The sequence below is a fragment of the Microcoleus sp. A2-C3 genome (assembly GCF_036706065.1).
GTDB lineage: Bacteria > Cyanobacteriota > Cyanobacteriia > Cyanobacteriales > Microcoleaceae > Microcoleus.
The window spans coordinates 29,672-51,651 of sequence record NZ_JAUBVX010000035.1 but is presented as its reverse complement, the minus strand read 5'-3'; the positions used below and the strand labels follow the sequence as shown (position 1 = coordinate 51,651).

General features: G+C 44.5%; 23 protein-coding genes and 1 other RNA gene. 17 read left to right on the top strand and 7 right to left on the bottom strand.

What is annotated here, in order from left to right; all coding sequences use genetic code 11:
- The first annotated feature begins 45 nt into the window (after positions 1 to 45).
- On the top strand, positions 46 to 657 hold the full coding sequence (locus tag QUB66_RS19405; protein ID WP_265234324.1) for a hypothetical protein: 612 nt from the start codon (positions 46 to 48) through the stop codon (positions 655 to 657).
- Positions 658 to 962: 305 nt separating this feature from the next.
- Here QUB66_RS19405 and egtD read toward each other — a convergent pair whose 3' ends face one another.
- From egtD to egtC, 3 genes are all read right to left on the bottom strand, one after another.
- A complete protein-coding gene (gene egtD, locus QUB66_RS19400) occupies positions 963 to 2,006 on the bottom strand; it encodes an L-histidine N(alpha)-methyltransferase (protein WP_332969270.1) in 1,044 nt (347 codons plus the stop codon).
- Positions 2,007 to 2,366: 360 nt separating this feature from the next.
- Entirely contained in the window at positions 2,367 to 3,725 is a 1,359-nt protein-coding gene (locus QUB66_RS19395; protein ID WP_332969301.1) for an SUMF1/EgtB/PvdO family nonheme iron enzyme, read from the bottom strand.
- On the bottom strand, positions 3,697 to 4,485 hold the full coding sequence (gene egtC, locus QUB66_RS19390; protein ID WP_332969272.1) for an ergothioneine biosynthesis protein EgtC: 789 nt from the start codon (positions 4,483 to 4,485) through the stop codon (positions 3,697 to 3,699). The genes QUB66_RS19395 and egtC overlap by 29 nt, the downstream gene beginning before the upstream one ends.
- A gap of 187 nt (positions 4,486 to 4,672) precedes the next feature.
- Here egtC and QUB66_RS19385 point away from each other — a divergent pair, with 187 nt between their 5' ends.
- Positions 4,673 to 4,891, top strand: coding sequence for a hypothetical protein (locus tag QUB66_RS19385; RefSeq protein WP_332969274.1), 219 nt, complete (start codon positions 4,673 to 4,675; stop codon positions 4,889 to 4,891).
- 183 nt (positions 4,892 to 5,074) lie between these two features.
- Here QUB66_RS19385 and QUB66_RS19380 read toward each other — a convergent pair whose 3' ends face one another.
- Complete coding sequence (locus QUB66_RS19380) at positions 5,075 to 5,521, bottom strand: hypothetical protein (RefSeq protein WP_332969275.1); 447 nt, start codon at positions 5,519 to 5,521, stop codon at positions 5,075 to 5,077.
- 368 nt (positions 5,522 to 5,889) lie between these two features.
- Entirely contained in the window at positions 5,890 to 8,373 is a 2,484-nt protein-coding gene (locus QUB66_RS19375) for a putative PEP-binding protein (RefSeq protein WP_332969276.1), read from the bottom strand.
- 16 nt (positions 8,374 to 8,389) lie between these two features.
- Between QUB66_RS19375 and QUB66_RS19370 the strand changes: the two genes are divergently transcribed.
- Positions 8,390 to 9,085 carry a ComF family protein gene (locus QUB66_RS19370; RefSeq protein ID WP_265234332.1) on the top strand — a complete coding sequence of 232 codons (696 nt, stop codon included), beginning with the start codon at positions 8,390 to 8,392 and terminating at the stop codon, positions 9,083 to 9,085.
- Between the two features lie 253 nt (positions 9,086 to 9,338).
- On the opposite strand, the gene QUB66_RS19365 is transcribed toward QUB66_RS19370, so the two are convergent.
- Positions 9,339 to 9,965: a 2'-5' RNA ligase family protein gene (locus QUB66_RS19365; protein ID WP_442923310.1), complete on the bottom strand. Its 627-nt coding sequence runs from the start codon at positions 9,963 to 9,965 to the stop codon at positions 9,339 to 9,341.
- 54 nt (positions 9,966 to 10,019) lie between these two features.
- On the opposite strand from QUB66_RS19365, the gene QUB66_RS19360 reads away from it, so the two are divergent.
- The 13 genes from QUB66_RS19360 to QUB66_RS19300 all read left to right on the top strand — a co-directional run bounded on the left by QUB66_RS19360 (position 10,020) and on the right by QUB66_RS19300 (position 18,992).
- Entirely contained in the window at positions 10,020 to 10,286 is a 267-nt protein-coding gene (locus QUB66_RS19360) for a YciI family protein (protein WP_265234333.1), read from the top strand.
- A gap of 23 nt (positions 10,287 to 10,309) precedes the next feature.
- Positions 10,310 to 10,406, top strand: an RNA gene (ffs, locus tag QUB66_RS19355) — signal recognition particle sRNA small type.
- 23 nt (positions 10,407 to 10,429) lie between these two features.
- Positions 10,430 to 10,810 carry a phasin family protein gene (locus tag QUB66_RS19350; RefSeq protein WP_265234334.1) on the top strand — a complete coding sequence of 127 codons (381 nt, stop codon included), beginning with the start codon at positions 10,430 to 10,432 and terminating at the stop codon, positions 10,808 to 10,810.
- A 193-nt stretch (positions 10,811 to 11,003) separates the two neighbouring features.
- Complete coding sequence (locus tag QUB66_RS19345; RefSeq protein WP_265234335.1) at positions 11,004 to 11,447, top strand: hypothetical protein; 444 nt, start codon at positions 11,004 to 11,006, stop codon at positions 11,445 to 11,447.
- Between the two features lie 24 nt (positions 11,448 to 11,471).
- Positions 11,472 to 12,041 (top strand): Uma2 family endonuclease, encoded by a 570-nt coding sequence (locus tag QUB66_RS19340; protein ID WP_332969278.1) that lies wholly within the window; start codon positions 11,472 to 11,474, stop codon positions 12,039 to 12,041.
- A gap of 51 nt (positions 12,042 to 12,092) precedes the next feature.
- Entirely contained in the window at positions 12,093 to 13,484 is a 1,392-nt protein-coding gene (locus QUB66_RS19335; RefSeq protein ID WP_332969279.1) for a DNA phosphorothioation system restriction enzyme, read from the top strand.
- 382 nt (positions 13,485 to 13,866) lie between these two features.
- Positions 13,867 to 14,112 (top strand): hypothetical protein, encoded by a 246-nt coding sequence (locus tag QUB66_RS19330; RefSeq protein WP_265234338.1) that lies wholly within the window; start codon positions 13,867 to 13,869, stop codon positions 14,110 to 14,112.
- Positions 14,109 to 16,175 carry an AAA family ATPase gene (locus tag QUB66_RS19325; protein WP_332969280.1) on the top strand — a complete coding sequence of 689 codons (2,067 nt, stop codon included), beginning with the start codon at positions 14,109 to 14,111 and terminating at the stop codon, positions 16,173 to 16,175. The genes QUB66_RS19330 and QUB66_RS19325 overlap by 4 nt, the downstream gene beginning before the upstream one ends.
- Positions 16,162 to 16,821, top strand: a complete 660-nt coding sequence (locus QUB66_RS19320) for a Uma2 family endonuclease (RefSeq protein WP_332969281.1) — start codon at positions 16,162 to 16,164, stop codon at positions 16,819 to 16,821. Before QUB66_RS19325 ends, QUB66_RS19320 begins: the two co-directional genes overlap by 14 nt.
- Before the next feature lie 12 nt (positions 16,822 to 16,833).
- Positions 16,834 to 17,154: a nucleoside triphosphate pyrophosphohydrolase gene (locus tag QUB66_RS19315; protein WP_332969283.1), complete on the top strand. Its 321-nt coding sequence runs from the start codon at positions 16,834 to 16,836 to the stop codon at positions 17,152 to 17,154.
- A gap of 80 nt (positions 17,155 to 17,234) precedes the next feature.
- Positions 17,235 to 17,705 (top strand): DNA phosphorothioation-associated protein 4, encoded by a 471-nt coding sequence (locus QUB66_RS19310; RefSeq protein ID WP_265234342.1) that lies wholly within the window; start codon positions 17,235 to 17,237, stop codon positions 17,703 to 17,705.
- Between the two features lie 10 nt (positions 17,706 to 17,715).
- Positions 17,716 to 18,762 (top strand): endonuclease/exonuclease/phosphatase family protein, encoded by a 1,047-nt coding sequence (locus QUB66_RS19305; protein ID WP_265234343.1) that lies wholly within the window; start codon positions 17,716 to 17,718, stop codon positions 18,760 to 18,762.
- A gap of 14 nt (positions 18,763 to 18,776) precedes the next feature.
- Complete coding sequence (locus QUB66_RS19300; protein WP_265234344.1) at positions 18,777 to 18,992, top strand: DUF6887 family protein; 216 nt, start codon at positions 18,777 to 18,779, stop codon at positions 18,990 to 18,992.
- 53 nt (positions 18,993 to 19,045) lie between these two features.
- On the opposite strand, the gene QUB66_RS19295 is transcribed toward QUB66_RS19300, so the two are convergent.
- Positions 19,046 to 20,638, bottom strand: coding sequence for a DGQHR domain-containing protein (locus tag QUB66_RS19295; protein WP_265234345.1), 1,593 nt, complete (start codon positions 20,636 to 20,638; stop codon positions 19,046 to 19,048).
- A gap of 228 nt (positions 20,639 to 20,866) precedes the next feature.
- Between QUB66_RS19295 and dndB the strand changes: the two genes are divergently transcribed.
- On the top strand, positions 20,867 to 21,976 hold the full coding sequence (gene dndB, locus QUB66_RS19290; RefSeq protein WP_265234346.1) for a DNA sulfur modification protein DndB: 1,110 nt from the start codon (positions 20,867 to 20,869) through the stop codon (positions 21,974 to 21,976).
- Positions 21,977 to 21,980: the final 4 nt, after the last annotated feature.

The following is a 21,980-nucleotide window of genomic DNA, read 5'->3' as shown; positions in this document are numbered from 1 at the left end:
AAAATCAGCCAGACCAGCAAATGTATTGATTTTGCTTGAATAAAGATGCCCAAGGTTTACAGCACGGCCCAACTCATTAAAATCCTCGAAGAAGAGCGCCAAGCCTGCTTGCACGGGCGGCGTCTCAATTTGACTGAAACGGATGCTACAGGGAACCCCGTAATTGACCGCTTTCTCAAATCTGAGGGCGTTCAAAAGTTCACTGCATATCAAAATTTTAAGGCGGCCGTGCACGAATACCAGAGGGAACATCAAGTTTCTGGGATTGTCTGGCGGGAAATGACGGTTAAAGGCAATACTCTACGCTATCCGGCAGTCAATGACGAATTAATCGCTCTACCGATCGATTTGATGACTCTGAAAGCAGCTAAGATTGCGATGTTGGAATTCTGGCAGCGGGTAACTGCGGGGATGGATTTGTATTTGAGTATTAACAGCGGGAAGGATTTTAGATCGATCGAGCCAATTGATGTAGAGGCTCTAACCCAGCGTACAGAATGGGCGAGTCTATCGAAGTGGGAAAAGTTGGATTTTCTGGAAATTTTGTTGCAGTTGGGCTGGGGGAAGCCGGAGGAAGCCTATTATAAGCGGGGATGGCCGACATCGGGCAGCGAGTACATTCACGCCGTAAAACCCGGACAACGGCCGATTTGTTAATTAGTCAGTAGTCAGTTGTCAGTTGATAGTTGACAGTTGATAGTTGAGAGTTGAGAAGTAGGGGGCGTAGTAGACACAGCTTTAGTTTGTTGACCTCATACGTGAACCCTAAAGTAATAATTCAGAAGTTAATGGATGCACTCACCATTTCAGAAACCGGGTTTCTTGCGATATTTCTCGTTCCTGTTCTCAAAAATCGTAGAAACCCGGTTTCTTTCCCTCACACTAACTAATGACAACTGCCCACTGTTAACTGTTAACTGTTAACTGTCAACTGTTAACTATCAACTATCAACTATCAACTATCAACTATCAACTGTCAACTGACAAAGCATCAAGCCAAACCACTGATTTGGATCTGTCCAAACTTGTACAGGCTTTAAACCGCGCTGCGAAAGATCTGCCTTTACAGTATTGAGATTAAACTTGCGCGAAATTTCGCTGCGGATAGTTTCTCCTGCGGCAAATTCCACCGTTAAATTTAGAGTACGTAAGTTCACGGTTTGCGCTTTTTTACTTTTCAAGTGCATTTCAATTTGACATTCCTCTTGATTGTAAAAAGCCCAATGCTCAAACTGTGCTAAATCAAAATTTCCCTCATACCTCCGATTTAAATGCCGCAGCATATTCAAGTTAAATGCTGCTGTCACTCCTTGACTGTCATCGTAGGCCGGCTCTAAAATATCTTTAGATTTATCCAAATCAATTCCCAGTAAAAAATACTCTCCAGGCTGCAATGCACCGACAATTTGCGAGAAGAATAGATCGCATTCTTGAGGGTTGAGATTGCCGAGGGTACTGCCTAGAAAGCAAATCATTCGGGTTGGCAACGGTGACGGGGAAATTTTAGCTAAGGCTAATTCGTAAGTGCTGACAAGTCCGTGAATTTGAAGCGACGGATAATCTGTCAACAGTTGACAAGCGCTGCTTTCTAGGATGGTAGGGCTGATGTCGATCGGCAAATAGTGCAGGGGATATTCCAATTTGCTGTAAGCATCGAGGAGAATCCGGGTTTTGGTGGAACTGCCGCTGCCGAGTTCGACGATTTCGCACGGGCCCGTCAAATGGGCGATCGCCCCTGCACACTCTTGCAAAATCGCCGTCTCCGTGCGTGTCACGTAGTATTCCGGCAATTGACAAATCAACTCGAACAGGTTCGAGCCGCGATCGTCGTAGAAATACTTGGGAGGAAGGGTTTTGGGGTTTTGAGTCAACCCGTTAACTGCATCGCTGCCAGGATTGATTTCTGCGGTTGTCGGTGCCACAGCGCTCACCAGCCGCTCTAAGTGCAGCCGGTTTTCCTTTGTTGAGGCTGGGTTTGTCGTGTCGGACAGTCTTGGGGATTTCATAGAGTAAAATTAAGATGCAACAATGGGTATAGCACGCAGTCACCTTGCCAAATATCACGCTTAAGCCTGATTTTTTATGCCGATCTCCGTTATCTATTTTCTCACCAGATGGCGATCGCTCCCCAAATTGAAACTTAAAAATAATTTTCCCAAGTTTTTTTACTTAATATTTTGAAATGCGAACTTTTCTACATTTAGTAAAAAAATGTCCAATTTTTCGAGACTTCTTGCTTGAAAATTTGATTGATATATATATCGACCGTAGATACAAGGCAGATCAACACTGATAAACGCAGATAATTCAAAGATATTTCCTGAATTTTGCAATCTTGTATATTGCAGTTAGAATTGGATAATAAACTACTTAGCGCAACGAAAACCTGCGATAATTTGGCGCACGCCCGGATAGTACCAATTCCGAAAAGTCGATCGCATTGCTTGAGGAAAAGTCGCCCAACTCCCGCCTTTCAAAACCCGGTGTTCTCCATCAAAATAGAGTTCAGAGTATCCTTTGTAAGGATAACTCTCAAATTTTGGATAGGCGTCAAAGGTTGAAGCTGTCCACTCCCAGACATTGCCCAACATATCACAACAGCCTGCTGCACTTGCTCCTTTTGGAAAGGCATCAACGGGGGAGGTATTGGCAAGATGATTGCCGTGATTGCACAGGCTGGCATTTGGCCGTGTTTCTCCCCAAGGATAGGTAAGTTTCGTCTGATTTGTGGCATCCCAACTCGCTGCTTTTTCCCATTCGGCTTCCGATGGCAAACGCTTGCCGGCGAAGTTGCAGTAAGCTTCGGCTTCGTACCAACTGACGCCACAAACTGGATGGTTGCTGAAAGCTGGATTTTCGGACCAGTAAAGCGGGCGATCGACTAAATGAACTTTTTGCCATTCCCAGCCCTCAGCAGACCACCAATCGTGGTTCTGATAGCCACCGGATGTCATAAAATCTCGGTATTGACCGCAAGTGACGGGATAGCGATCGATCGCGTATGCTTCCAAATAACACAAGTGGCGCGATCGCTCATTATCCAAGGCCTCAGCAGCATCGCTTCCCATATAAAATTCGCCGCCCAAAATTGCGATCGACGAATCGGGAATCGGTAATTGGTAATGGGTAATAGGTAATTGGTAATGGGCAATTAATGTTCCTTCTTCCTCTTTGCTTCTATCCGTAACATCCGTTAAATCCGCTACAAAATCCGTTGCTAATCTTCCTCTATCCGTGACATCCGTTAAATCCGTTACAAAATCCGCAGCCGAACCTTTATTCCTCTGCATTTGCAACACAAAAGCAACAGTTTCGCAGTGCTGGCTTTCGTGCTGAATCATGAACCGCCAGAGACGTTCCTGCTGTGCGATCGGCGCTACTTCCAAATAATCTAACACCTTTTTTCGCACCGCATCCAGATACAATTCAACCTCTGGAAACGCAGGCAAAAAAATCCGTTGTTCCTTCGGCAAAATATCAGCAGCAAACAGTTTGTGATACTCAGGAAAAACTGGCTTCAATCCAGCACACCGCTGCAACAGCCACAAATCCTCAGTATAAGCAATATGACCTAAGTGCCAGCCAACCGGACTGAAATCAGGATGAGCTTGGCGGCAGAAAGTATCATAATCGATGTCTGCAAATAGTTTGAAAGTGCCACGGCGACACTGCTGCAAATCATGATAAATTGCCTTTCTAGAAGATTGGATAGATTTCGATATCACCGTCTGCTCCTGTACTGATAATGCTTTGGGCTGGACACTCATGCCAATTGCCAGCAAATAAAGGCTCAGAAGCAATGATGACAGAATTTGGAAAATTTAGATCGTCCCGCAGCCAATAAAGGGAAGGAGGGACTTTTTGAGAAGCAAAGCGAGACGCAACGATCTGGTGTCCGTCGCTGATTATGATATTAGCTGAAAATTCTACGTTTTGAAGGTTTGCTAGCTCTGCCAAAGTTTTCAGGGAGTTTTGCAAAGCAGCTTGTATAGTCAGATTTGCGGCTGTTAATTCATTGACAAATAAGCCGAAGATGTGCTCTGAATCTGTAGTACCGTTAATTGATTGATAAAGGGTATCGCTGAGTCGATCGCGAATTGGTCTATAAAGAGTTTTCCGAAAATTCTGCACAAAGCCGTTGTGTACGAACAATAGGCGATCGTACCCAAAGGGCTGACAGTTGCTCAAATCTACAGCTTGTCCCGAAGTGGCACTGCGAACATAGGCGATCGCGCATTTTGATTCAACGTACCGGCTAATACTCGGCAGATTGATGTCGCTCCAAATTGGTTGTACATTTTTATAAGTAAACGGGTCAGTATCTAGGTGCGGGTGATACCAACCGATGCCAAAACCGTCAGCATTGAGCAGGCCCGAAGTCATTTCGCGGGGCTGGTAACTCTGCACAATTAGCGAATGTTCCGGCTTGTACAGAATAGAATCGAGTAAAATCGGCTCGCCCAGGTAGCCAAGCAAACGGCACATAAAATTTTTACAGCAAATTGATTAGCATTGTACGCCATTAGCCGCCAAATTGGTGGTTAGCGAAGCCCTTGAACAGGATCGCCCATCTTCAGCGTTTGAGAATAGGGTTTTTTGTCGGCCGCTGCCAGCATCGCAGTACAAACGGTACAGTAAAGGTAGAAACCCAGCAGAACAAGGAGACTCTTGAATGTTCCTCGATGAACTCATCCCAGTAGTTAAAGAATTGATGCAACAGCCTCTTGCCTTTGCGGGCGGATTTTTTTCAGGCCTGCTGCGACTCAACCTTCACGAAGATCCCGTTAGAAGCTGGATTGACGAACAAGCCGGCTCAACTTCCTACACTGCGCCCACAGCCGAACCAACCAACGGTAAAAGCACGGGGCCTCAGTCAATCTCGATCGACTAAGCAACAGCGGGCGTTGCTGATTTTAGGGATGAAAATAATTTAACCTGATCTCCAAACCTTTGTAGAGACGCACTCGTAGGGCGTCTCTGCTGATGGATTCATACTTCGAGTCAGCAACGCCCCGGAGATCTCGCTGCTAAAACCAAGATCCACGATCGGGAATCTGGTTAACAATCGTCAGTCTTAGAAAGAGTAAATTCGCCCTTTTTCATCAATATAAACTGACCGATCTTGCCTAGTGCGGCCGTCTGATGTGGTGATACGAATCGTCACAAGGTTTTGCTTGGCATCAACATTATAGTCGTATTTCAAAGTTGTACTTCCTCCTTGGACATTAATCGGAATATTTGCAATGTCGGCGGTGCGATTGCTGACGCGAACAATGATGTTTTTGCTGGCTCCGACGGGCAAGGATGACAAGCCAACACCTGATTCACCGTATTCTAGGTTTAATCCGGTTTCATTTAACAGTCTGAGGGTAATATTGCGAGTAGTGTCAATCTGTGCTTGAGGTTGCCAGAATCCTGGTTTTGTCCCGCCGTCAGTTGCAGGTTGAGACAATGCTGGATGGGGATGCAGACAGCCGAGGGCGGCGAGTATTGCTGCGGTTGCAATGATTTTTGATTTCATTGTTTTTACCTTTGGGTCAAGTGTTGGTGATATTTCTATCTTAGCTTGAAAATCGGATATTTTTAATTTAGAAGACCGGGCGGTTGAACCCGCATTTATACAAACAAAACCCGGATGGTGCCGGGTTGAAGAAGATCGGGCGGTTAAAATTATGTTATTTTCTTCATTCCGCGCACCATCCAGAATTCGTTTGTGTAGACACGGTTTCAACCGCCGTCTGATTTTTTTAATTATTATTAACCTGCATCACAGGGGATTTAAGCCCCCGCCTTTAGGTGGATTGTTTTTAGGCTGGGGATTTAAGCCCCTGCCTAAAAACTTCGCTGTCAACTGTCAACTGTCAACTGTCAACTGTCAACTGTCAACTGTCAACTGTCAACTGTTAATATCGATCGCGCGGCTTCTAGGAGCAGGCGCTGTTCGGCACGGGCGATCGCCCTCCAAGTCTGTTCTACAGCATCGACATTCACCGAAATAGACGAAATCCCCCACCGCACCAAGGATTCAACTATCTCAGGATACAATGCGGTCGCGTCCCCGCAGATCGAGCAAGGAATGCCCGCAGCCCTGGCCTGTCGGATTAATTGCTCGATCGCCCTCATCACTGCTCGATCGCGCCCGTTGAAACCACCTGCTACCTGTTGGGAGTTGCGGTCAATCCCTAACAAAAATTGGGCTAAATCATTGGTACCGATAGAAATTCCTTGAACTCCTGCTTTTACATAATCTGGCAATAAAAATAATACCGAAGGAACTTCCGCCATGATCCAAATTTGAAACTGAGCAGGTCGATTTTTCCAAATAGTTTCTAAGCGCTGGCGGCAGTAGACAAACTCGTCCACAGAGCGCACGAAAGGCAACATTAAATTGAGATTTGTGTGACCTAACTCGCAGACTTTTTGAAGTACGGACAACTCCCAATCAAATAACTCCGGTTCAAAGGTATAACTGAAACTGCCGTCGGTTCCTGATTCGCGCAAATCGAGAGATCGATAAAATATTGGTCGCGGCGAAACGGCAGCGGCAAATAAACTGAGGCAATCCGCCATGCGCGAGACAAATTCCGATTGGCGGCCGTCTTGCAGCCAAACTTTAGGGTTTTGACAGTCCAAAGCTTCCAATGCCATCAATTCCGATCGCAATAATCCGATGCCGTCGATGGGCAAATTTCTGAGGCGATCGATCGAACTCGTTTGGCTGACATTAACTAGCAGTTGAGTCCCCGTTGGCGCAACAGATTCGGCAGACTCAGGCTGGCGAGATTTAGACGCGGGATTGGACGATCGATCTGATGTTGAAAATTGGTAATTAGCTATTGACATTTCTGCTGCTGTAGTGTAATTTTCTGGATTTTGTCCTAGTTCCCGAAGTCGATCGCCATCTGGTTCGGCGGTGGCAAAAACTTGTCCGCTATCGCCGTCTACCAACACCCAATCGCCAGTCTCGATCGCCCTCGTGGCCCCAGCAACTCCCACAACGGCAGGAATCCCCAATTCTCTCGCTAAAATAGCGCCGTGCCCTGTCATGCCTCCTTGTTCCACAACCACCCCAGCAGCAAGTTTCAGCCAAGGCAGCCAGTGCGGCTCGATTGTGCGGGCTACCAAAATGCCTCCGGCTAAGAATTGGGCGTTTTCTGGGTGAGAATTCGTCATAACTTGGGCAACTGCTTCGGCTTTTCCTGATGCTGCACCCAAACCTCTGAGAATCGCCGGATTTCTGGCTGGGGCGATCGCATTTTCCCGTACCGACGCGATTTTTTCCGCTTTCAAAAGACGAACTTGAGTAAAATAAAACTGCGGTTCGTCATTGTTTTCTGTCTCGCTGATTGTCCACTGCAAAATTAAATCAGAGTCAACTCCTGCGACAACTTTTTTGCTCAATTTAATAATTTTTTGCAGTTGCGATTCCTCTAAAACATATTCAGCTTGTGATTCCTCGCCCAGCGCCAAAACTTCCAGGCAACTGTCAGCAAAATCAGGAATTAGAAATGGAGAATCGGGGATTGGAAAAGCAGCAAAATTCCCAATATGCGTTTTTTCCCTCGGCTTGATTTCATCAGCTTTGAGATTATATGCTAATGTTTTGTAACCGAGCCGCTGGAATTTAACCGCACCTGTTTCTGACTGCACTTCATAGTAATCAGGTATAGTTTCTCCCCTAGCGAGGGACATTCCCAAACCGCTAGTGGCTTGGATTTCCCATGCTGCGCCGGCATTAGTTTTCACCTCACCTGTGGCGATTGCTCCTTGAAGCGGCTGCACCAAAACTGCGGGATTGATTTGCTGTATTTCCATGCCGCACCGCTGCCAGTAAAATAGACTTCGGGCTCTGAAGATTTCTGCCCAGGCTCGTTTTAGTCCGGCCTCAATGGATTCTGGTTCGGCGCGTACTGCGTGAGATTCCAGGATTCCGGCTGTTTTCGGGCTCCTGGAAGTCAGGGAAGGGCGAAAAATCAAGGCTTGGGAGTTGAGAGTACCAACCGCAGACTCTAGGTTGGAGAGCAGTGCCTCTGGCAGTTTGGTGGTAAGGATTTGGTGGCGGATGCTGCGGGCGATCGATTGCAGTTGTCTGGGTTCATCGACGTTCAAGTGTAGCGAAGAGTGGGGCCAGTCGGCAAACAGCGGTTCTAGCCAGTCGATCGACTCTAAAAACTGCCAAAATGTTGTAGCCGGCACGACAAAACCCGGTACAACTGGATGATTTTGGGCGAGCAAACAGCTCAAGTAAAATGCTTTTTCTCCCACTGCATCTCGGTCTGAAGGTTGAATTTTGTCTAGCCAGTAGAGGTTTGTCACGCTGCGATCCTGTTCTTGGAAACTGATTGAATTTTGATAGTTTTTCCGATTAATCACTTACCACAATTTTAGGATGAACAACCGAAAATGGACGGGATTGGTCAAATCTTTTCTCAATCTATTTCTTAAGGCTAACTGTCCTCTTTGTCAGCGATCGGCTGCCGAAGAGTTTTGTCCCTACTGCCACAAGCAACTTCAGCGATGTCAGTTAGCCGATCCAGGTCGATTTTGGGATTCAGAGCAGCGGGTTTTTGTGTGGGGCGAGTACGGCGGAACTCTCAAACGGGCGATCGCAGCTTTGAAATATGACGGTAATCCACAATTAGCGAAACCCCTCGGCGGCTGGCTGGCAGAATCTTGGCTAAGTTTTCCCGAATTAGCTATTGACAATTTAACAGTTGTACCGATTCCCCTGCACAAAGAAAAGCTCAAGGAGCGTGGTTTTAACCAGGCGGAACTTTTGGCTGAAAGTTTTTGCGAGTTGACTGGTTTGCCTTTGCAGCGGCACGGTTTGGAGCGTGTGAAAAATACTCAGGCTTTATTCGCTCTGACACCACAGCAACGAAAAGCTGAAATGAAAGATGCTTTAAGTTTGGGCAAAGATTTTCGCCGCCGTCTCCCGCGCGATCGAGTTTTGTTAGTTGATGATATTTACACTAGCGGTACTACCGTGAAGTCGGCAATTCAAATATTGAAACAGTCGGGAATTTCGGTTTATGGAACTGTGGCACTTGCAAGTCCGAATAAGAGCGATCGTTCATTCAGTTGACAGTTGACAGTTGACAGTTGACAGCACTTTACTTTACGTCCGAGGATTGAAGCAATGAATAGTCTGATTTTAATTTCTCACCTTTAGGGGTTCCGGCTTTAAACCAATTCTTTCTGGTAAGAAAAGACGTACGGTTTCAACCGCTTCTTGTCAAACGATGTCCGAGCGAGCGAGGGACTAAAAAAAATAACACATTAACCACCAGGTATTTAACCCGCGCACCATCCGGGTTTTGTTTCTATAGACGCGGTTTCTAACCGCCGGATCTTCTGATATTCCAGCGGCTGCCGTCGTGCAGCAACAAAGTTAAGGCCGCAGCGGTAAACTCAAAGTGGATCTCACGCCCTGCAAATTCCAACCAAGCCGCTTGAAAATTCTCCTGAGTTAAATCGCGAAATGCTACAGTCATGTGCGGTACAAATGGGCGAGTCTGAGAAAGTCGATCGACAATTCCCAAATTTGCCTCCAAATAACTCATCAAATCTTGTTGCATCTCCAGCAATGCCGGCGATTTGACAACATCAACATAAATGACGCGGGGATCGAAAGCCGCAAAACCGGATAGAGTAACGAGAATTGGCAGCCGATTTGCAGCAAATGCCTTTAAACTTTCCTCCAACTTCGGTACATCCGCCGCCGGCCATTCAAAAGGAGGTTGCAGCGTGACGTGGGGTGGCGAATTCAATGCACCGCGAGTATTGTAGTGTTCCGCAAAATACAGTTTGATCTCAGTAATCTGCTGTTCAATATCGAGAGGTGGCACTAAAGCAATAAAAAATCGCTGTTTTGACTGGTTCATAGGATAACATCGCAGTGAGGAAGGAATGGCGGAGTACGGGCGATCGAGTATTTGCTCAATGCTCGGTACCAAAACCTCCATTCCCAATCTACAATCCCCAATCTAAAATCTAAAATCTAAAATCCAAAATAAAAAATGCCTTGGTTTGTCAAAATTGAACAAGGAATTGTGGAAAAGCCTGTCTTTGACCAATATGTGCCAGCTCACAGAGCTTATGTCCGAGAGTTGATTTCTAAAGGACACCGAGCGAAAACTGGCTACTGGGCGAGGCGGGGCGGCGGTATGTTGATGTTTGAGGCGGGTTCTATGGATGAAGCAAAGGCGATCGTCGCTGAAGACCCGCTGGTGAAGAACGGTTGCGTTATTTATGAAATTTATCACTGGTGTGTGGTTGAAGAATAAATAACTGTGTTATACTCATAAATGAACTGGCCCCACGCGATTCCAACGCCCAAATTTTGTCAGGACCGGAAGGTAGCAGCAACACGGGATGCTTGTAATAGGCGTGGTCTCCGGTTCACCCAGTTTTATGAGGTATAGCTCCTATGCCTGGTTTCGGAGATATTTTACAGAAAGCAGTTTACCTTGGTGTCGGGCTAGCTTCCTACGCTGGAGAAAAAGCAGGCAGCAAGTTAACTGAATTACGCACTGAAGCCCAAAAGCTGGCAGATGAATTAGTCAAGCGGGGCGAAATGTCAACGGAAGAAGCACGTCGCTTTGTTGATGATATGGTGCAACAAGCTCAGCAGCAGCCACCCGTAGAATCGGCTAGGGAAGAAAAACCGGCTGAACCTCGGCGGATTGAAATTGTTTCTGAGGAAGAAGATGTTTCTGCAAAAGAAACTAAAGAAACTGGTGGCGTAGACAAGCTCCGCGAACAAGTGCAGAATTTACAAGACGAATTGCGGCGTCTGAAGCAAGATTAAGCTACAAAAAGCTCGCAAAGCACAAAGGGAACTCAGGATAATACTCTTGAGTTCCCTTTTTGAATATCTCCTCTGTCAGATGTGGACGGATATACCGCAATAGGTAATAGAATTGAGAGTAGGTGCAAGCACTTCACATGAGGCTGGCTGCACCTGTCTGTAAAATATTTTGTAATAGCAAGCTGTCAAATTCATGGAAGATTGGTCTAAAGATTTTTTTGAAGTAATGGAAAATGCTGTCTCTGAAGTAGAGCATTTTTTCACCGACATGAGCGAAGAGTTTGTCGAAATGCTGGACATTTTGGCTCATATTTCGGAAGAGTTTACAGAACAAGTACAAAATAACCTGATTAGTGAAGTTGACGGTTATTTAAATGAATTCGATGGTTATTTAAATGAATTTCTCGAACCGATAATTGAAATTTGCCGGGACTTTGACCCGGAGTTTGATGAGATAGATTTGTCGATGGTGACTTATGTAGACCCTTCGCCGACTCAGCATCCGGTTTGTCGCGGTTGTACTAACTATCACGGTCAAGTTTACGGCGGAAATTTGTTGGTTTGTGCGATGCACCCTACTGGTGTGGAATCGGAGAGTTGTCAGGATTGGGAAGGTGACAGCGACGTGAATTTATAAGAGTTTTCGAGGGTTTAATCGCTTATGTTAACGTCAATTCAGTCTCCGTCAAAAATTTCTCTGGAAGAGTTTCTGCTGCTTCCAGAAACTAAGCCGGCTAGCGAGTATTTTGATGGTCAAATTTATCAAAAAGCTATGCCGCAAGGAAAACATAGTACATTACAATTTGAGTTCCCATCTGTAATTAATCGAATTGGAAAACCGCAGAAGTTGGCTTATGCGTTTCCAGAATTGCGCTGCTCTTTTGGTGGACGTTCTATTGTTCCAGATATCGCAGTATTCGAGTGGCAGCGCATTCCTCTAAATTCTCAGGGAGAAATAGAAAATAGGTTTGAACTTGCGCCCGATTGGATAATTGAGATTTTATCGCCGGATCAAAGTTCAACTCGCGTGATTAATAAAATTCTATTTTGCCTCAAAAATAAGACTAAATTGGGTTGGCTGATTGACCCGGAAGAAAGATTAGTCATTGTTTTTAAACCGCAGCAGGAACCTGAGATTAAAGAAAATGAAGATGTTTTACCAGTGCTGGATGCGTTGTTTGGTTTGCAATTGTCGGCGGCAAATTTGTTTGAGCTGTTAAGTTTTAGTTGAATATGAGTTACAGTTGAATCAGGGTAATTTTGCATCTAACGGCATTTAAAGGTGAATCACTCCACAGCCAATAATTCGCAATTTGGGTTTCCGAGGATACCGCCATCGCTGCAATTGCGGCCGTATCAGCAAGCGGCGGTTGATAATTGGTTTGCAAATCAGGGACGCGGTACGCTGAAGATGGCGACGGGTAGTGGCAAGACGATTACTGCACTTGCGATCGCCACTGAATTATACAATAAAATTAACCTGCAAGTCCTCCTCGTAATTTGCCCCTACTGCCACCTGGTGAATCAGTGGGCGCGCGAATCGGAAAAATTTTGTTTGAAACCTATTTTGGCTTTTGAAAACGCCAGTAGTTGGCAAAATAAGCTGGATCGGGGTTTGTATAAAGTGCGAGCGGGCGAGGGAATATTTCTGACAATTATAACTACAAACGCTACACTAATGTCCGATAGTTTGCAGTCTCAACTGCGCTATTTCCCAGAAAAAACCCTAATTATTGGAGACGAAGTTCACAACTTAGGTGCACCCCGTTTAGGACAAAGTTTGCCGCGGAATATTGGACTACGCCTCGCCCTTTCTGCTACCCCAGAAAGACACTTTGACGAAGAGGGAACCGAGTCTATTTTAGATTATTTCGGCCCAGTGTTGCAACCCGAACTCACCTTAGCCGATGCCATCCGCCAAAAAGCATTAGTACATTATTTATACTATCCGATTTTAGTAGAATTAACCGAATCAGAAACCCGCAAATATTCCTACTTAACTAAAAAAATTGGCTGGGCGCTGTGGGGCGATGAAAAAGTAGAACCAAACGATGCTTTAAAAACTTTATTAATGCAGCGGGCCAGGTTAATTGGGGCGGCGGCTAATAAATTAACAGCTTTGCGAGAACTAATGATCCACCGTCTCGACACAGCCCATACATTATTTTACTGCGGCGATGGTGCGATCGAAGCAGGTGTGCGCCGAAGTAACAACCGCCAACTAACAGAAACAGCGAAATTATTGGGTTCAGAATTAGGCTATCGAGTCAATACTTATACGGCGGCGACTCCTTTAGCAGAAAGAGAACGATTGCGCCAACAATTTGAGAGTGGAGAATTGCAAGGTTTAGTCGCGATTCGGTGTTTGGATGAAGGCGTTGATATTCCAGCAATTCGCCATGCTGTAATTTTAGCAAGTAGCAGCAATCCGCGCCAGTTTATTCAGCGCCGAGGACGTATTTTGCGGCCGCATCCGGGGAAGGAAAGGGCAACTTTATTTGATATGATTGTTTTACCTCCAGATTTGGGTCGAGAAAGCTTAGAAGTTGAGCGCAATCTGCTGCGAAAAGAGTTGAAGCGGTTTTTGGAATTTGCTGATTTGGCTGACAATGCTGGGGAAGCTAGGGTGAAATTGCTGCAAATTCAGAGGCGTTACGGATTGTTAGATATTTGACATTTATTCAGGTTCGGTTTATCTTAAAAAGATAGAATTATTTTATTGCAGTTTGAGTTGCTAGTTTCGTTAGCGATCGCACTTACGAACTCAGAAACCCGGTTTCTTCGTAAATTTCTCGTTTTTAGTCACAAAAATCCTAGAAACCGGGTTTCTTTGTAGATTTCTCGTGACGCGAGAGCCAAACTCGTAGAAACCCGGTTTCTCACCCCATACGTAACCCTGTAGTTTTGATTTTTGCAATAAAATAAGTAAATCCACTTAATTAAGCGTCAAATAGAGATGACTAAAAAGCTAACTATATAAGCATTCTTCCTTCTTCCTTCTTCCTTCTCCCTTCTTCCTTCTAATTATGACTAAAAATCTGAATGAAAATCTGGTTATGGCTTTTAGATATGCAGATAGCGCGATCGCACCTGTAGCGATCGGCACTTTAGCAGAAAAGCGTTCTAGTTATCACACGGACAAAGATTTGAGCGACGTACAGCAACCAATTACTAGCGCGCCGCCGGAAGTCCGACAAATTATCGAGCAGGTATTAGAAATTGAAAAAGATAAACTCTACATGAAATCTCCCCGCTATATTAGCGATGACATTTTGAAAATCATTAAGGAAGCAATTGTATGAAGTTAATTTCAATTACTCTGTGCAATTTTCGGCAATTTTACGGCAAAAGTCCCGAAATCAAGCTAGCCTGTGGCGAGCATAATATCACAGTCATTCATGGTAATAACGGTTCTGGAAAAACAGCATTAATTAATGCCTTTACGTGGGTACTTTACGGAAAATTTAGCCCTGCTTTTGCTGCGGAAGAACAATTGGTAAACAAGCGCGCCCTTGCTGAGGCGGAAATGGGAAAAGCCGTGGGTTGTTGGGCGGAACTTGTGTTTGAACACGACAGCAAGCGCTATCAAGCAAGGCGTGTTTGCCGTGCTTACAAAAATGCAAATACTGTAGAATACATCAAAGACGAATTGTTCCTACAAGTAGCAAAAGATGACGGTCGCTGGATTGCGACAGCGCAGCATCCCGATGATATTATCGGACGGATATTGCCTGCAAGTTTGCATCAATATTTCTTTTTTGATGGGGAACGAATCGAGCAAATTGTTCGCCACGACAAGAAAGCAGAAATTGCTGAAGCTACTAAGGAATTGCTAGGAGTAGAGGTATTGAGTCGATCGATTAAACATTTGATAGATGCCAGAAAGTCTCTAGAAACAGATTTGAGCGTGATTGGTAGTTCTGAAATCAAAAAACTTTTAAAAAACAAGCAAACTTGTCAAAAAGAGGTAGATTTACTTTCACAAAGACAAGTAGAGATTGAGCAAGAATTGACGAATCAAGGTGAATTAAAAAAAGTAGTTAACGGTGATTTCTTGGAACTCAGCGGTGCTACTGAGTGGCAAAAGTTGCGAGACGAATTGGAAAAGCAGCGGACTTTATTTAAAGAACAAATTGCTTTGGCTTCTGATGCGATGAAACGAGCAATTTCTGGGCGCGCTTACACGGTATTTCTTTCGGATGCTGCGGCTGAATTTAACTTGATTTTTGGGAATTTGCGGGAAAAAGGCGAGTTGCTTTCGGGGATTGGACGGCCGTTTTTGGAAGAGTTATTAGCGCAGCAGCGGTGTATTTGCGGTGCCCAATTGGTGGAGGGTTCTGAAGCTTGCGAAAATGTTAGCGGTTGGATCAATAAAGCGGGTGCTGGCGATGTGGAAGAAACTACTATTCGGATCAGTGATCGCATCAATGAAATCGATCGCCAAATTGCTGATTTTTGGGACGAAATCGATCGCCAACAAGGCAATGTCAGCCGCGCTAGAGCCGAACTTTCCCGCGTGGAATCCCAGTTAGACGATATTCACAGCAAGCTGAAAAACTTCCCTGACGGCGATGTCAGCCGCTTGCAAAAGCGCTTGGATGAGATTGAGGCAAAAATTGGCGAGTTGCACCGTGAAACAGGCTCTAACCAGCAGCAGATTGAGAGTTTGAATGCCCAGGTTGCGGCTTTGGATAAGCAAATCGACAAGCAGCAACTGAATGAGCAAAGGCAAGTTTTGGCCCAGCGCCGGATTGCGGCGACTCAGGATGCGATCGATCGCCTAACGGAAGTGCGATCGCGCTTAGAAAAACAGTTTTGTTCTCAATTAGAAAAACGTGTACAAGATATTTTTAGCCAAATTTCTTTTACTCCTTACATCCCCAAATTGAGCGATAAATACGAACTCACGCTAGTAGAAAATACGTCGGGAAAAGAATCTTTAGTCGCTGCTTCGACGGGAGAAAATCAAATCCTTAGTTTGTCGTTTATTGGCGGAATTATTGAGGGCGTGCGCGAGTGGAGTCAAAAAAATACTTTGATGGGCCCGGATAGCAGTACCTTTCCGATCGTGATGGATTCTCCCTTTGGCAGTTTGGACGAGATTTATCGCAAGCAAATCGCGAATAAGCTGCCCAAATTGGCGAATCAATTGGTAGTTTTGGTGACGAAAACTCAGTGGCGCGGAGAAGTTGCTCAAGAAATGGAAAGCTGCATCGGTAAGGAATACGTGCTGGTGTACAATTCTCCGAAGGCTGATTGTGAAGAAGATGCGATCGAACTGGCTGGGATGCGCTATCCTTTAGTTAAGCGCAGTCCGAATGAATTTGAATATACAGAAATAGTAGAGGTGGATGATGTCTTCTAGTTCGGTAATTACGCAGGTTTTGGAAACGGATATTTGGGTGAAGGCGACATGGAAAGAGTTTCTAAACTTTGCTGAGGATGTAACTTGGGAAAAGGGAAAATTTTATTATTATCAAGAACAAATAAGGGTAGAAATGTCACCAGTAGGGCCATTGCACGGGCATCAACATTCAATCCTTTCATCTGTAGTCAGTCTGTTTGCTACATTGAAAAATATCCGAGTAGTGCAGTTGATTAATGCCAGTTTTCGGAAAACAGGTATTCACGAGTTTCAACCCGATCTAGCTTACTACATTGGTTCAGATTTGAGAGTTCCTCCTAATGACAGCAATTCACCTGTTGATTTAAATGAATATGATCCGCCGAATTTGGTAATTGAAATTGGTGCATCTTCTTTTGATGATGATTTAGGCAGCAAGCGGTTGCTTTATGAAGACGCAGGAATTAGCGAATATTGGGTGGATCGTGCGAATAGGCAGGAGGTTTTTGCCTTTGCGATTAATGGCGGTGGTAGCGGTAGAATTCAAGAGTCGCGGGTTTTACCTGGGCTGGAAATTGCGTTAGTTGAGGAAGCTTTGAATCGGAGTCAAACTCAAGATGATGGCGAAATTACTCGCTGGTTGATTCAAACTTTTAATCAAGGTTGAAGGGAGTTTGATATGGAAAAAGAGTATCATAAGTTAGTGCGCGATCGCATTCCTGAAATTATTCGCGAAAGTGGGAATGAATGCGAGTTTGTCGTTTTGTCCGATCGCGAATACCGTCAAGCTTTGCGCCAGAAATTGATTGAGGAAGCGACAGAAGCTGCGGCGGCTGATGAGGATGATTTGGTGGCGGAATTGGCTGATTTGTCTGAGGTGATGGATGCGCTGATGCTGAGTTTTGGCGTTTCGGGCGATCGACTTTTAGCCGAAAAAACCAAGCGCCGGGAAGTCAGAGGAAGTTTTGCCCAAAAAATTATGTTATTACGGACATTCTGAAAATTATCGGCGTTAATCTGTGTTAATCTGCTTCACATCTGCGGTTGTTCTATAAAATTAAAAATTACATATTAATCCCAATGGCTGCTAACAAAATTAGAATTGCTAAAGACAAAGCTGATTTAGTTAAATCCTTAACTTTATCGGATAACAACTCCGGCCCTTTTCAGACTTACGCCGATGTGATTGTGTTTGCTGCATCCTTGGGAAATAAGCGGAAAAAGCGATCGCCCTTGGGGGAAATTTCCAAGCGAGAACCCGGTGCGATTGATGTTGATATTTTTGTATCAAGGGGTTATGATATGGCGATTAAGTTAATTGCGATCGCCGAAACCAAAAATCCTCAAATTCTCTCCCATCTTGATCAAAAATCGGAAGCAGAACGCTTGCAAATTTTTGAAGAATATGCTAATGGCGGCCTGGAAATTTTGCGAGAAGAGTTTCGGGGTGCCGCTGATTATACCGATCGCCTTTTGTTGTTTTTAATCTCCGAAAGGGACAATAAACATGAGTCAAACGAAGAATTCGACTTAAGCAAGTTCTTATTTTAATAAATTTCCAATGCAGCACAAAATAACAGATATCATCAAAAGAGTTTTCCTAAAATCTGTAACAATTCTCACTTACAGCTACTCACTATTTATTATCTGCTATTTCCTGCTCAGACTCATCTTTTGGGAGCGAATATCAATTATTGCTTTAATTAGCACTTTTCTGCCATTAATTTTATTTCCAATTTTCCTACTTCCCATCGTCGGATTCTCAATTATCAAAAAAAGATGGTTCTCGATTATTTCTGCGATATCCTGCATTCTCCTCATAAGTTGGCTGCACATAAAATACTTTTCCCCCTCACCAATCAACATCACAAATTCCCAACCCCACCTCAAAATATTATCCCATAACGTCGGCTGGTATACAACACAATCACCAACTTTATTTAAACTAATTGAACGCGAAAAACCCGATATTATCTTTTTACAAGAAATCGTTAAAAAGCATACCGAAAGAGCTTTCGCATGGTTAAAAATAGACTACCCATATCAAATTGGGATTCCTCCGGTAGGAATTCTCAGTAAATATCCCATTGTCTCCAGCGAAATACTGCACTTAGCCGGTCATGCAGAAACGCAGCAGCGAGCAATTATTAAATTTAACGAACAAGAAGTAGTGATTTATAATATGCAAGCTACCGGGCCGTGGTTTAAGAGATATAACATCTTGCCTTTTCTCAAAATTCCAGTTTACAAATATGGACAACGAGGGCCGGAAATTCAAGATTTAGTCCAGCGAGTTGAGCAAGAAACTCTACCCGTAATTGTCGCGGGCGACTTTAACATGACAGACGAAACTCAAGACTACTATAATGTGCAGAAAGTTATGCAAGATTCTTTCCGAAAATCGGGGTTTGGGTTTGGTTTTACTTGGCCTCACGGTTGGGAACTTAAGTTCTTGTTGAAAACCTCGAATTTGAGATTAAATTATCCCGTTTGTCGGATTGATTATATTTGGTATTCAAAGCATTGGGGTGCTAAATCGAGTTCGGTTTTGGAGGCCACCGAGTCCGATCATTTGCCCGTGGGAGCAGAACTTATTTTGTTAAAATAAAGGAGAGTTTGCGGATGAGCCAAGTTAACTCTAACGCAATGTTGAATGCTGAATTGAAAATGTATTTTCTTAGACATCGAGGAGATAGAGCCGCATTTCAAGCGTACTTAGACAGAATCAATCAGCATCCGCTGAGGATTATTGAAAGTCCCGGCGATCCTGATTTTGATCAGAAAGTTCAAGCCGCAATTCGGCAAAAGTTAGAAGCTGCAAGAAATGGTAGCAGTTAGCTATCTAACAATAGCCTTGAATTGCAAGCAGTTGCATACTATCTTGACATTATCTAAGTAAGAACTGGCGGCAATCCCACCTCTTTTGGATGCACAAACCTGCTATTAAAACTAACAGCTTTATCCTCAAAAGTCCTCGCTTGGGCCACCGCTTGCCGCAAATGAGCCCGATCCATATCATCGTTAATTCCCGCGACCAAATATACAATTAACTTCGCGGCTAAATCCCTTCCAGAAACTAGCATTCGCTTTTTGTTCGGATCGTACAAAATCCCGTACCACGCAGACTCAGGATTGTCCATGTGGCTAAATCCTTCATCCACATCGTACCTGCGGAGTTTGTCGAAAATAGATTTCAGCGAAAATTTCTTTCTAAATACTAGAATTCCCAAAGCATTAGCTAAAGCAATTTGACCGACTGGACGAAACAAAATATTTCCCTCGCCCCCCGGCTTTTCAAAACTAAATCGGCGCAATTCGGCTGTTTCTTCGCCGCTTTCAATTCTTTGATAGCTGGGCAAAGTTGCTAAATTATCGAACAATTTATTAAACTCTTCTATTCCCTCTTTCAGTTCCTCATCTTCTGGACGCATGGGAATTAAACCTTTTTTTTCTGGCTTCCAATGGGGGAATTTGTATTCTAAATACCGTTCCGACATATCTTGCAGCGCTTGCAATGTGGTTAACACCGTTGATTTTGCTGCGACTGTGGCGCTGTCCCAATTGACGCGGGGATTTCTATCTTCTTGTTCTTTTAATAAGGGATGGGTGACGGCAATTTTGCGGGCGCAAATCGCAAATCCGTTATCTTCGTTCAATAATGCTAGTTGTCCCTGACTCAGCGTTACCGCCATGAGGTTAACGTGCACAAAGATCGATCGCACGCGCCGTTGTGCTTGCTGCCGAGTTTCCCCCGCCACAGCCGCCGGAATAAACTCAATCCCGATTTTTTCGTGAGCTAATTTATACACTGTTTCGGGGTCAATTTGATACTCTTCCGCTAAATCTTCGAGAGTAATTGCAGCGCCGACAGGTTTTTTATTTTTGTTGTATCTTTGCAGGATTCCGGTTTTAATTAAACTCATTAAACCTTGAACTCCCATCAGCCGATGCTGGCCGTCTAAGGCAAAAATTGAGACTTTTTGAGAAACATCCAACAGCCCTAAATTCCCGTTTTTATCAAAGGATATAAATTCAGCGGCGGATTTAGTTGCTACGCCGTTTTCATCCCATTCTTCCGCGTGAGGATTGTCTACCCAGGGGGGACTGACGACTACTAAAACTGCGGGGAATTTGTGCGATTTTCGGGCGGCTAAATATTGAGTGAGGGCGGCTTGGCGCGACCAATCTAAGGGACGCTGGATAATTTCGTCAATGGTTTCGTCGTCGCGGACGATGTTGTTCGTTTGGAGGTCGAATTTTTGGCGGAAAAGCGGCATTTGTGAGGCGAAACGGACGCGGGAATCTAACCATTCTAGGGTGACAGAACCGATGTAGGCTTCGGTGTTTCCCATCTGGGTTTTTTGTACGAAAATGCGATCGTCCTTTCCTAAATAATTGTCTAATAAGAGTGCGATTTCCTGTCTTTCGCGATTTTCTTTTTCCAAAAATTGGCTAGCGAGGTCAGCCGCTGGGTTGGTAGTCATTGGCAGTTTTTATATAATTAGGCTATTTTTTCAAAAATATCATAAGTTAAAATTGATGTCAACTCTTGTTTTTTAAAAATATTTGTGAAATACTTGATTTATCTTGCTATAACCCGGACAAATACCACAAGTCAGACAAAAAGTCAATAAATGTTAATTCCCATTCCCGATGCCCGATGCCCGATGCCCGATGCCCCATTCCCAATGCCCTATTCCCAATTCTAAAATATGTCTACTCCTTCCTTTGAATACATTTTGCCCGTGATCCGGGGAATTCAAGCGGGCCGCGAATATTACGTATCCATGTGTCCGGTGCGTTTTTTGCCGAAATTGTTTCCCTTAGATTCTGAAGAATTGCCGCCGTCTCTGCGGGCGAAACGCGCGCTTAATCATGCTAGAATTCCCGAAATTGCTGATTATTTTGTCAAGAATTCGGGAAATTACACTTGTGGGGCAATCGCCGCTTCGATTGATGCGGATATTACTTTTGAAGCGGTGGGAAATGAGGCGGAGGAACGCAAAATCGGTCGCTTGCGAGTGCCGATGGATGCTAAGTTTACGATTAATGACGGACAGCATCGCAGGGCTGCTTTTGAGATGGCTTTGAGGGAAAATCCGCAGTTGGGATACGAGACGGTGGCGCTGATTTTGTTTCTGGATATTGGGTTGGAAAATTCGCAGCAAAAGTTTTCCGATCTGAACAATTTTCAAGTTCCTTTGGAGTCGTCGCTAAGGGTACTTTTCAATCACCGGGGCGATTCGGCTTTGGTGCTAAAAGCGGTTGTTAAGCAGGTTGAGGTGTTCCGGTGTTTGACGGAGATGGAGAAGGGAAGTCTGAATGGGCGATCGCCCAAATTGTTTACGCTAAGTGCGATCGATCGCGCTATGATGGCTTTGCTATGTAATATGCACGGCAGCGAACACGCGAAACCCTCTCGTTACCGCGCCACAAAACAGGAAAAAGAGGCAGAACTTACTCACCAAATACAACTAGCGATTAGATATTGGAATGCGGTTAGCAATTTCATTCCTGATTGGCAATTAGTTCTGCACAAGCAAGTTGGGGCGGGGGAAATCCGCCGGGATTCTGTGCACTGTAACATTGTTGTACTGGAGAGTTTGGGAGAAGTTGGGGCTGTTTTGCTGTCCGTTTTTCCTGATAGTTGGGAGGAACACTTGAGTCTTTTGCAGCAGGTTGATTGGTCGATTTCTAATCCTAATTGGGAGGGAGGATTTTTGGTGAAAGGGGGAATTTCTAAATCGAGGGCGAGTGTTAATTGGATGACTGATTATTTGAAAAAGCGGTTGGGCTTGGAAACCGGAGGTGCACGCGGATAATATT

Excerpts from the sequence above, each read along its gene's own strand:
- QUB66_RS19405 (WP_265234324.1), top strand. The coding sequence starts at position 46 with ATGCCCAAGGTTTACAGCACGGCCCAACTCATTAAAATCCTCGAAGAA.
- egtD (WP_332969270.1), bottom strand. The coding sequence starts at position 2,006 with ATGAAATCCCCAAGACTGTCCGACACGACAAACCCAGCCTCAACAAAG.
- egtC (WP_332969272.1), bottom strand. The coding sequence starts at position 4,485 with ATGTGCCGTTTGCTTGGCTACCTGGGCGAGCCGATTTTACTCGATTCT.
- QUB66_RS19385 (WP_332969274.1), top strand. The coding sequence starts at position 4,673 with ATGTTCCTCGATGAACTCATCCCAGTAGTTAAAGAATTGATGCAACAG.
- QUB66_RS19380 (WP_332969275.1), bottom strand. The coding sequence starts at position 5,521 with ATGAAATCAAAAATCATTGCAACCGCAGCAATACTCGCCGCCCTCGGC.
- QUB66_RS19370 (WP_265234332.1), top strand. The coding sequence starts at position 8,390 with ATGAACAACCGAAAATGGACGGGATTGGTCAAATCTTTTCTCAATCTA.
- QUB66_RS19365 (WP_442923310.1), bottom strand. The coding sequence starts at position 9,965 with ATGGAGGTTTTGGTACCGAGCATTGAGCAAATACTCGATCGCCCGTAC.
- QUB66_RS19360 (WP_265234333.1), top strand. The coding sequence starts at position 10,020 with ATGCCTTGGTTTGTCAAAATTGAACAAGGAATTGTGGAAAAGCCTGTC.
- QUB66_RS19350 (WP_265234334.1), top strand. The coding sequence starts at position 10,430 with ATGCCTGGTTTCGGAGATATTTTACAGAAAGCAGTTTACCTTGGTGTC.
- QUB66_RS19345 (WP_265234335.1), top strand. The coding sequence starts at position 11,004 with ATGGAAGATTGGTCTAAAGATTTTTTTGAAGTAATGGAAAATGCTGTC.
- QUB66_RS19340 (WP_332969278.1), top strand. The coding sequence starts at position 11,472 with ATGTTAACGTCAATTCAGTCTCCGTCAAAAATTTCTCTGGAAGAGTTT.
- QUB66_RS19330 (WP_265234338.1), top strand. The coding sequence starts at position 13,867 with ATGGCTTTTAGATATGCAGATAGCGCGATCGCACCTGTAGCGATCGGC.
- QUB66_RS19325 (WP_332969280.1), top strand. The coding sequence starts at position 14,109 with ATGAAGTTAATTTCAATTACTCTGTGCAATTTTCGGCAATTTTACGGC.
- QUB66_RS19320 (WP_332969281.1), top strand. The coding sequence starts at position 16,162 with ATGATGTCTTCTAGTTCGGTAATTACGCAGGTTTTGGAAACGGATATT.
- QUB66_RS19315 (WP_332969283.1), top strand. The coding sequence starts at position 16,834 with ATGGAAAAAGAGTATCATAAGTTAGTGCGCGATCGCATTCCTGAAATT.
- QUB66_RS19310 (WP_265234342.1), top strand. The coding sequence starts at position 17,235 with ATGGCTGCTAACAAAATTAGAATTGCTAAAGACAAAGCTGATTTAGTT.
- QUB66_RS19305 (WP_265234343.1), top strand. The coding sequence starts at position 17,716 with ATGCAGCACAAAATAACAGATATCATCAAAAGAGTTTTCCTAAAATCT.
- QUB66_RS19300 (WP_265234344.1), top strand. The coding sequence starts at position 18,777 with ATGAGCCAAGTTAACTCTAACGCAATGTTGAATGCTGAATTGAAAATG.
- QUB66_RS19295 (WP_265234345.1), bottom strand. The coding sequence starts at position 20,638 with ATGACTACCAACCCAGCGGCTGACCTCGCTAGCCAATTTTTGGAAAAA.
- dndB (WP_265234346.1), top strand. The coding sequence starts at position 20,867 with ATGTCTACTCCTTCCTTTGAATACATTTTGCCCGTGATCCGGGGAATT.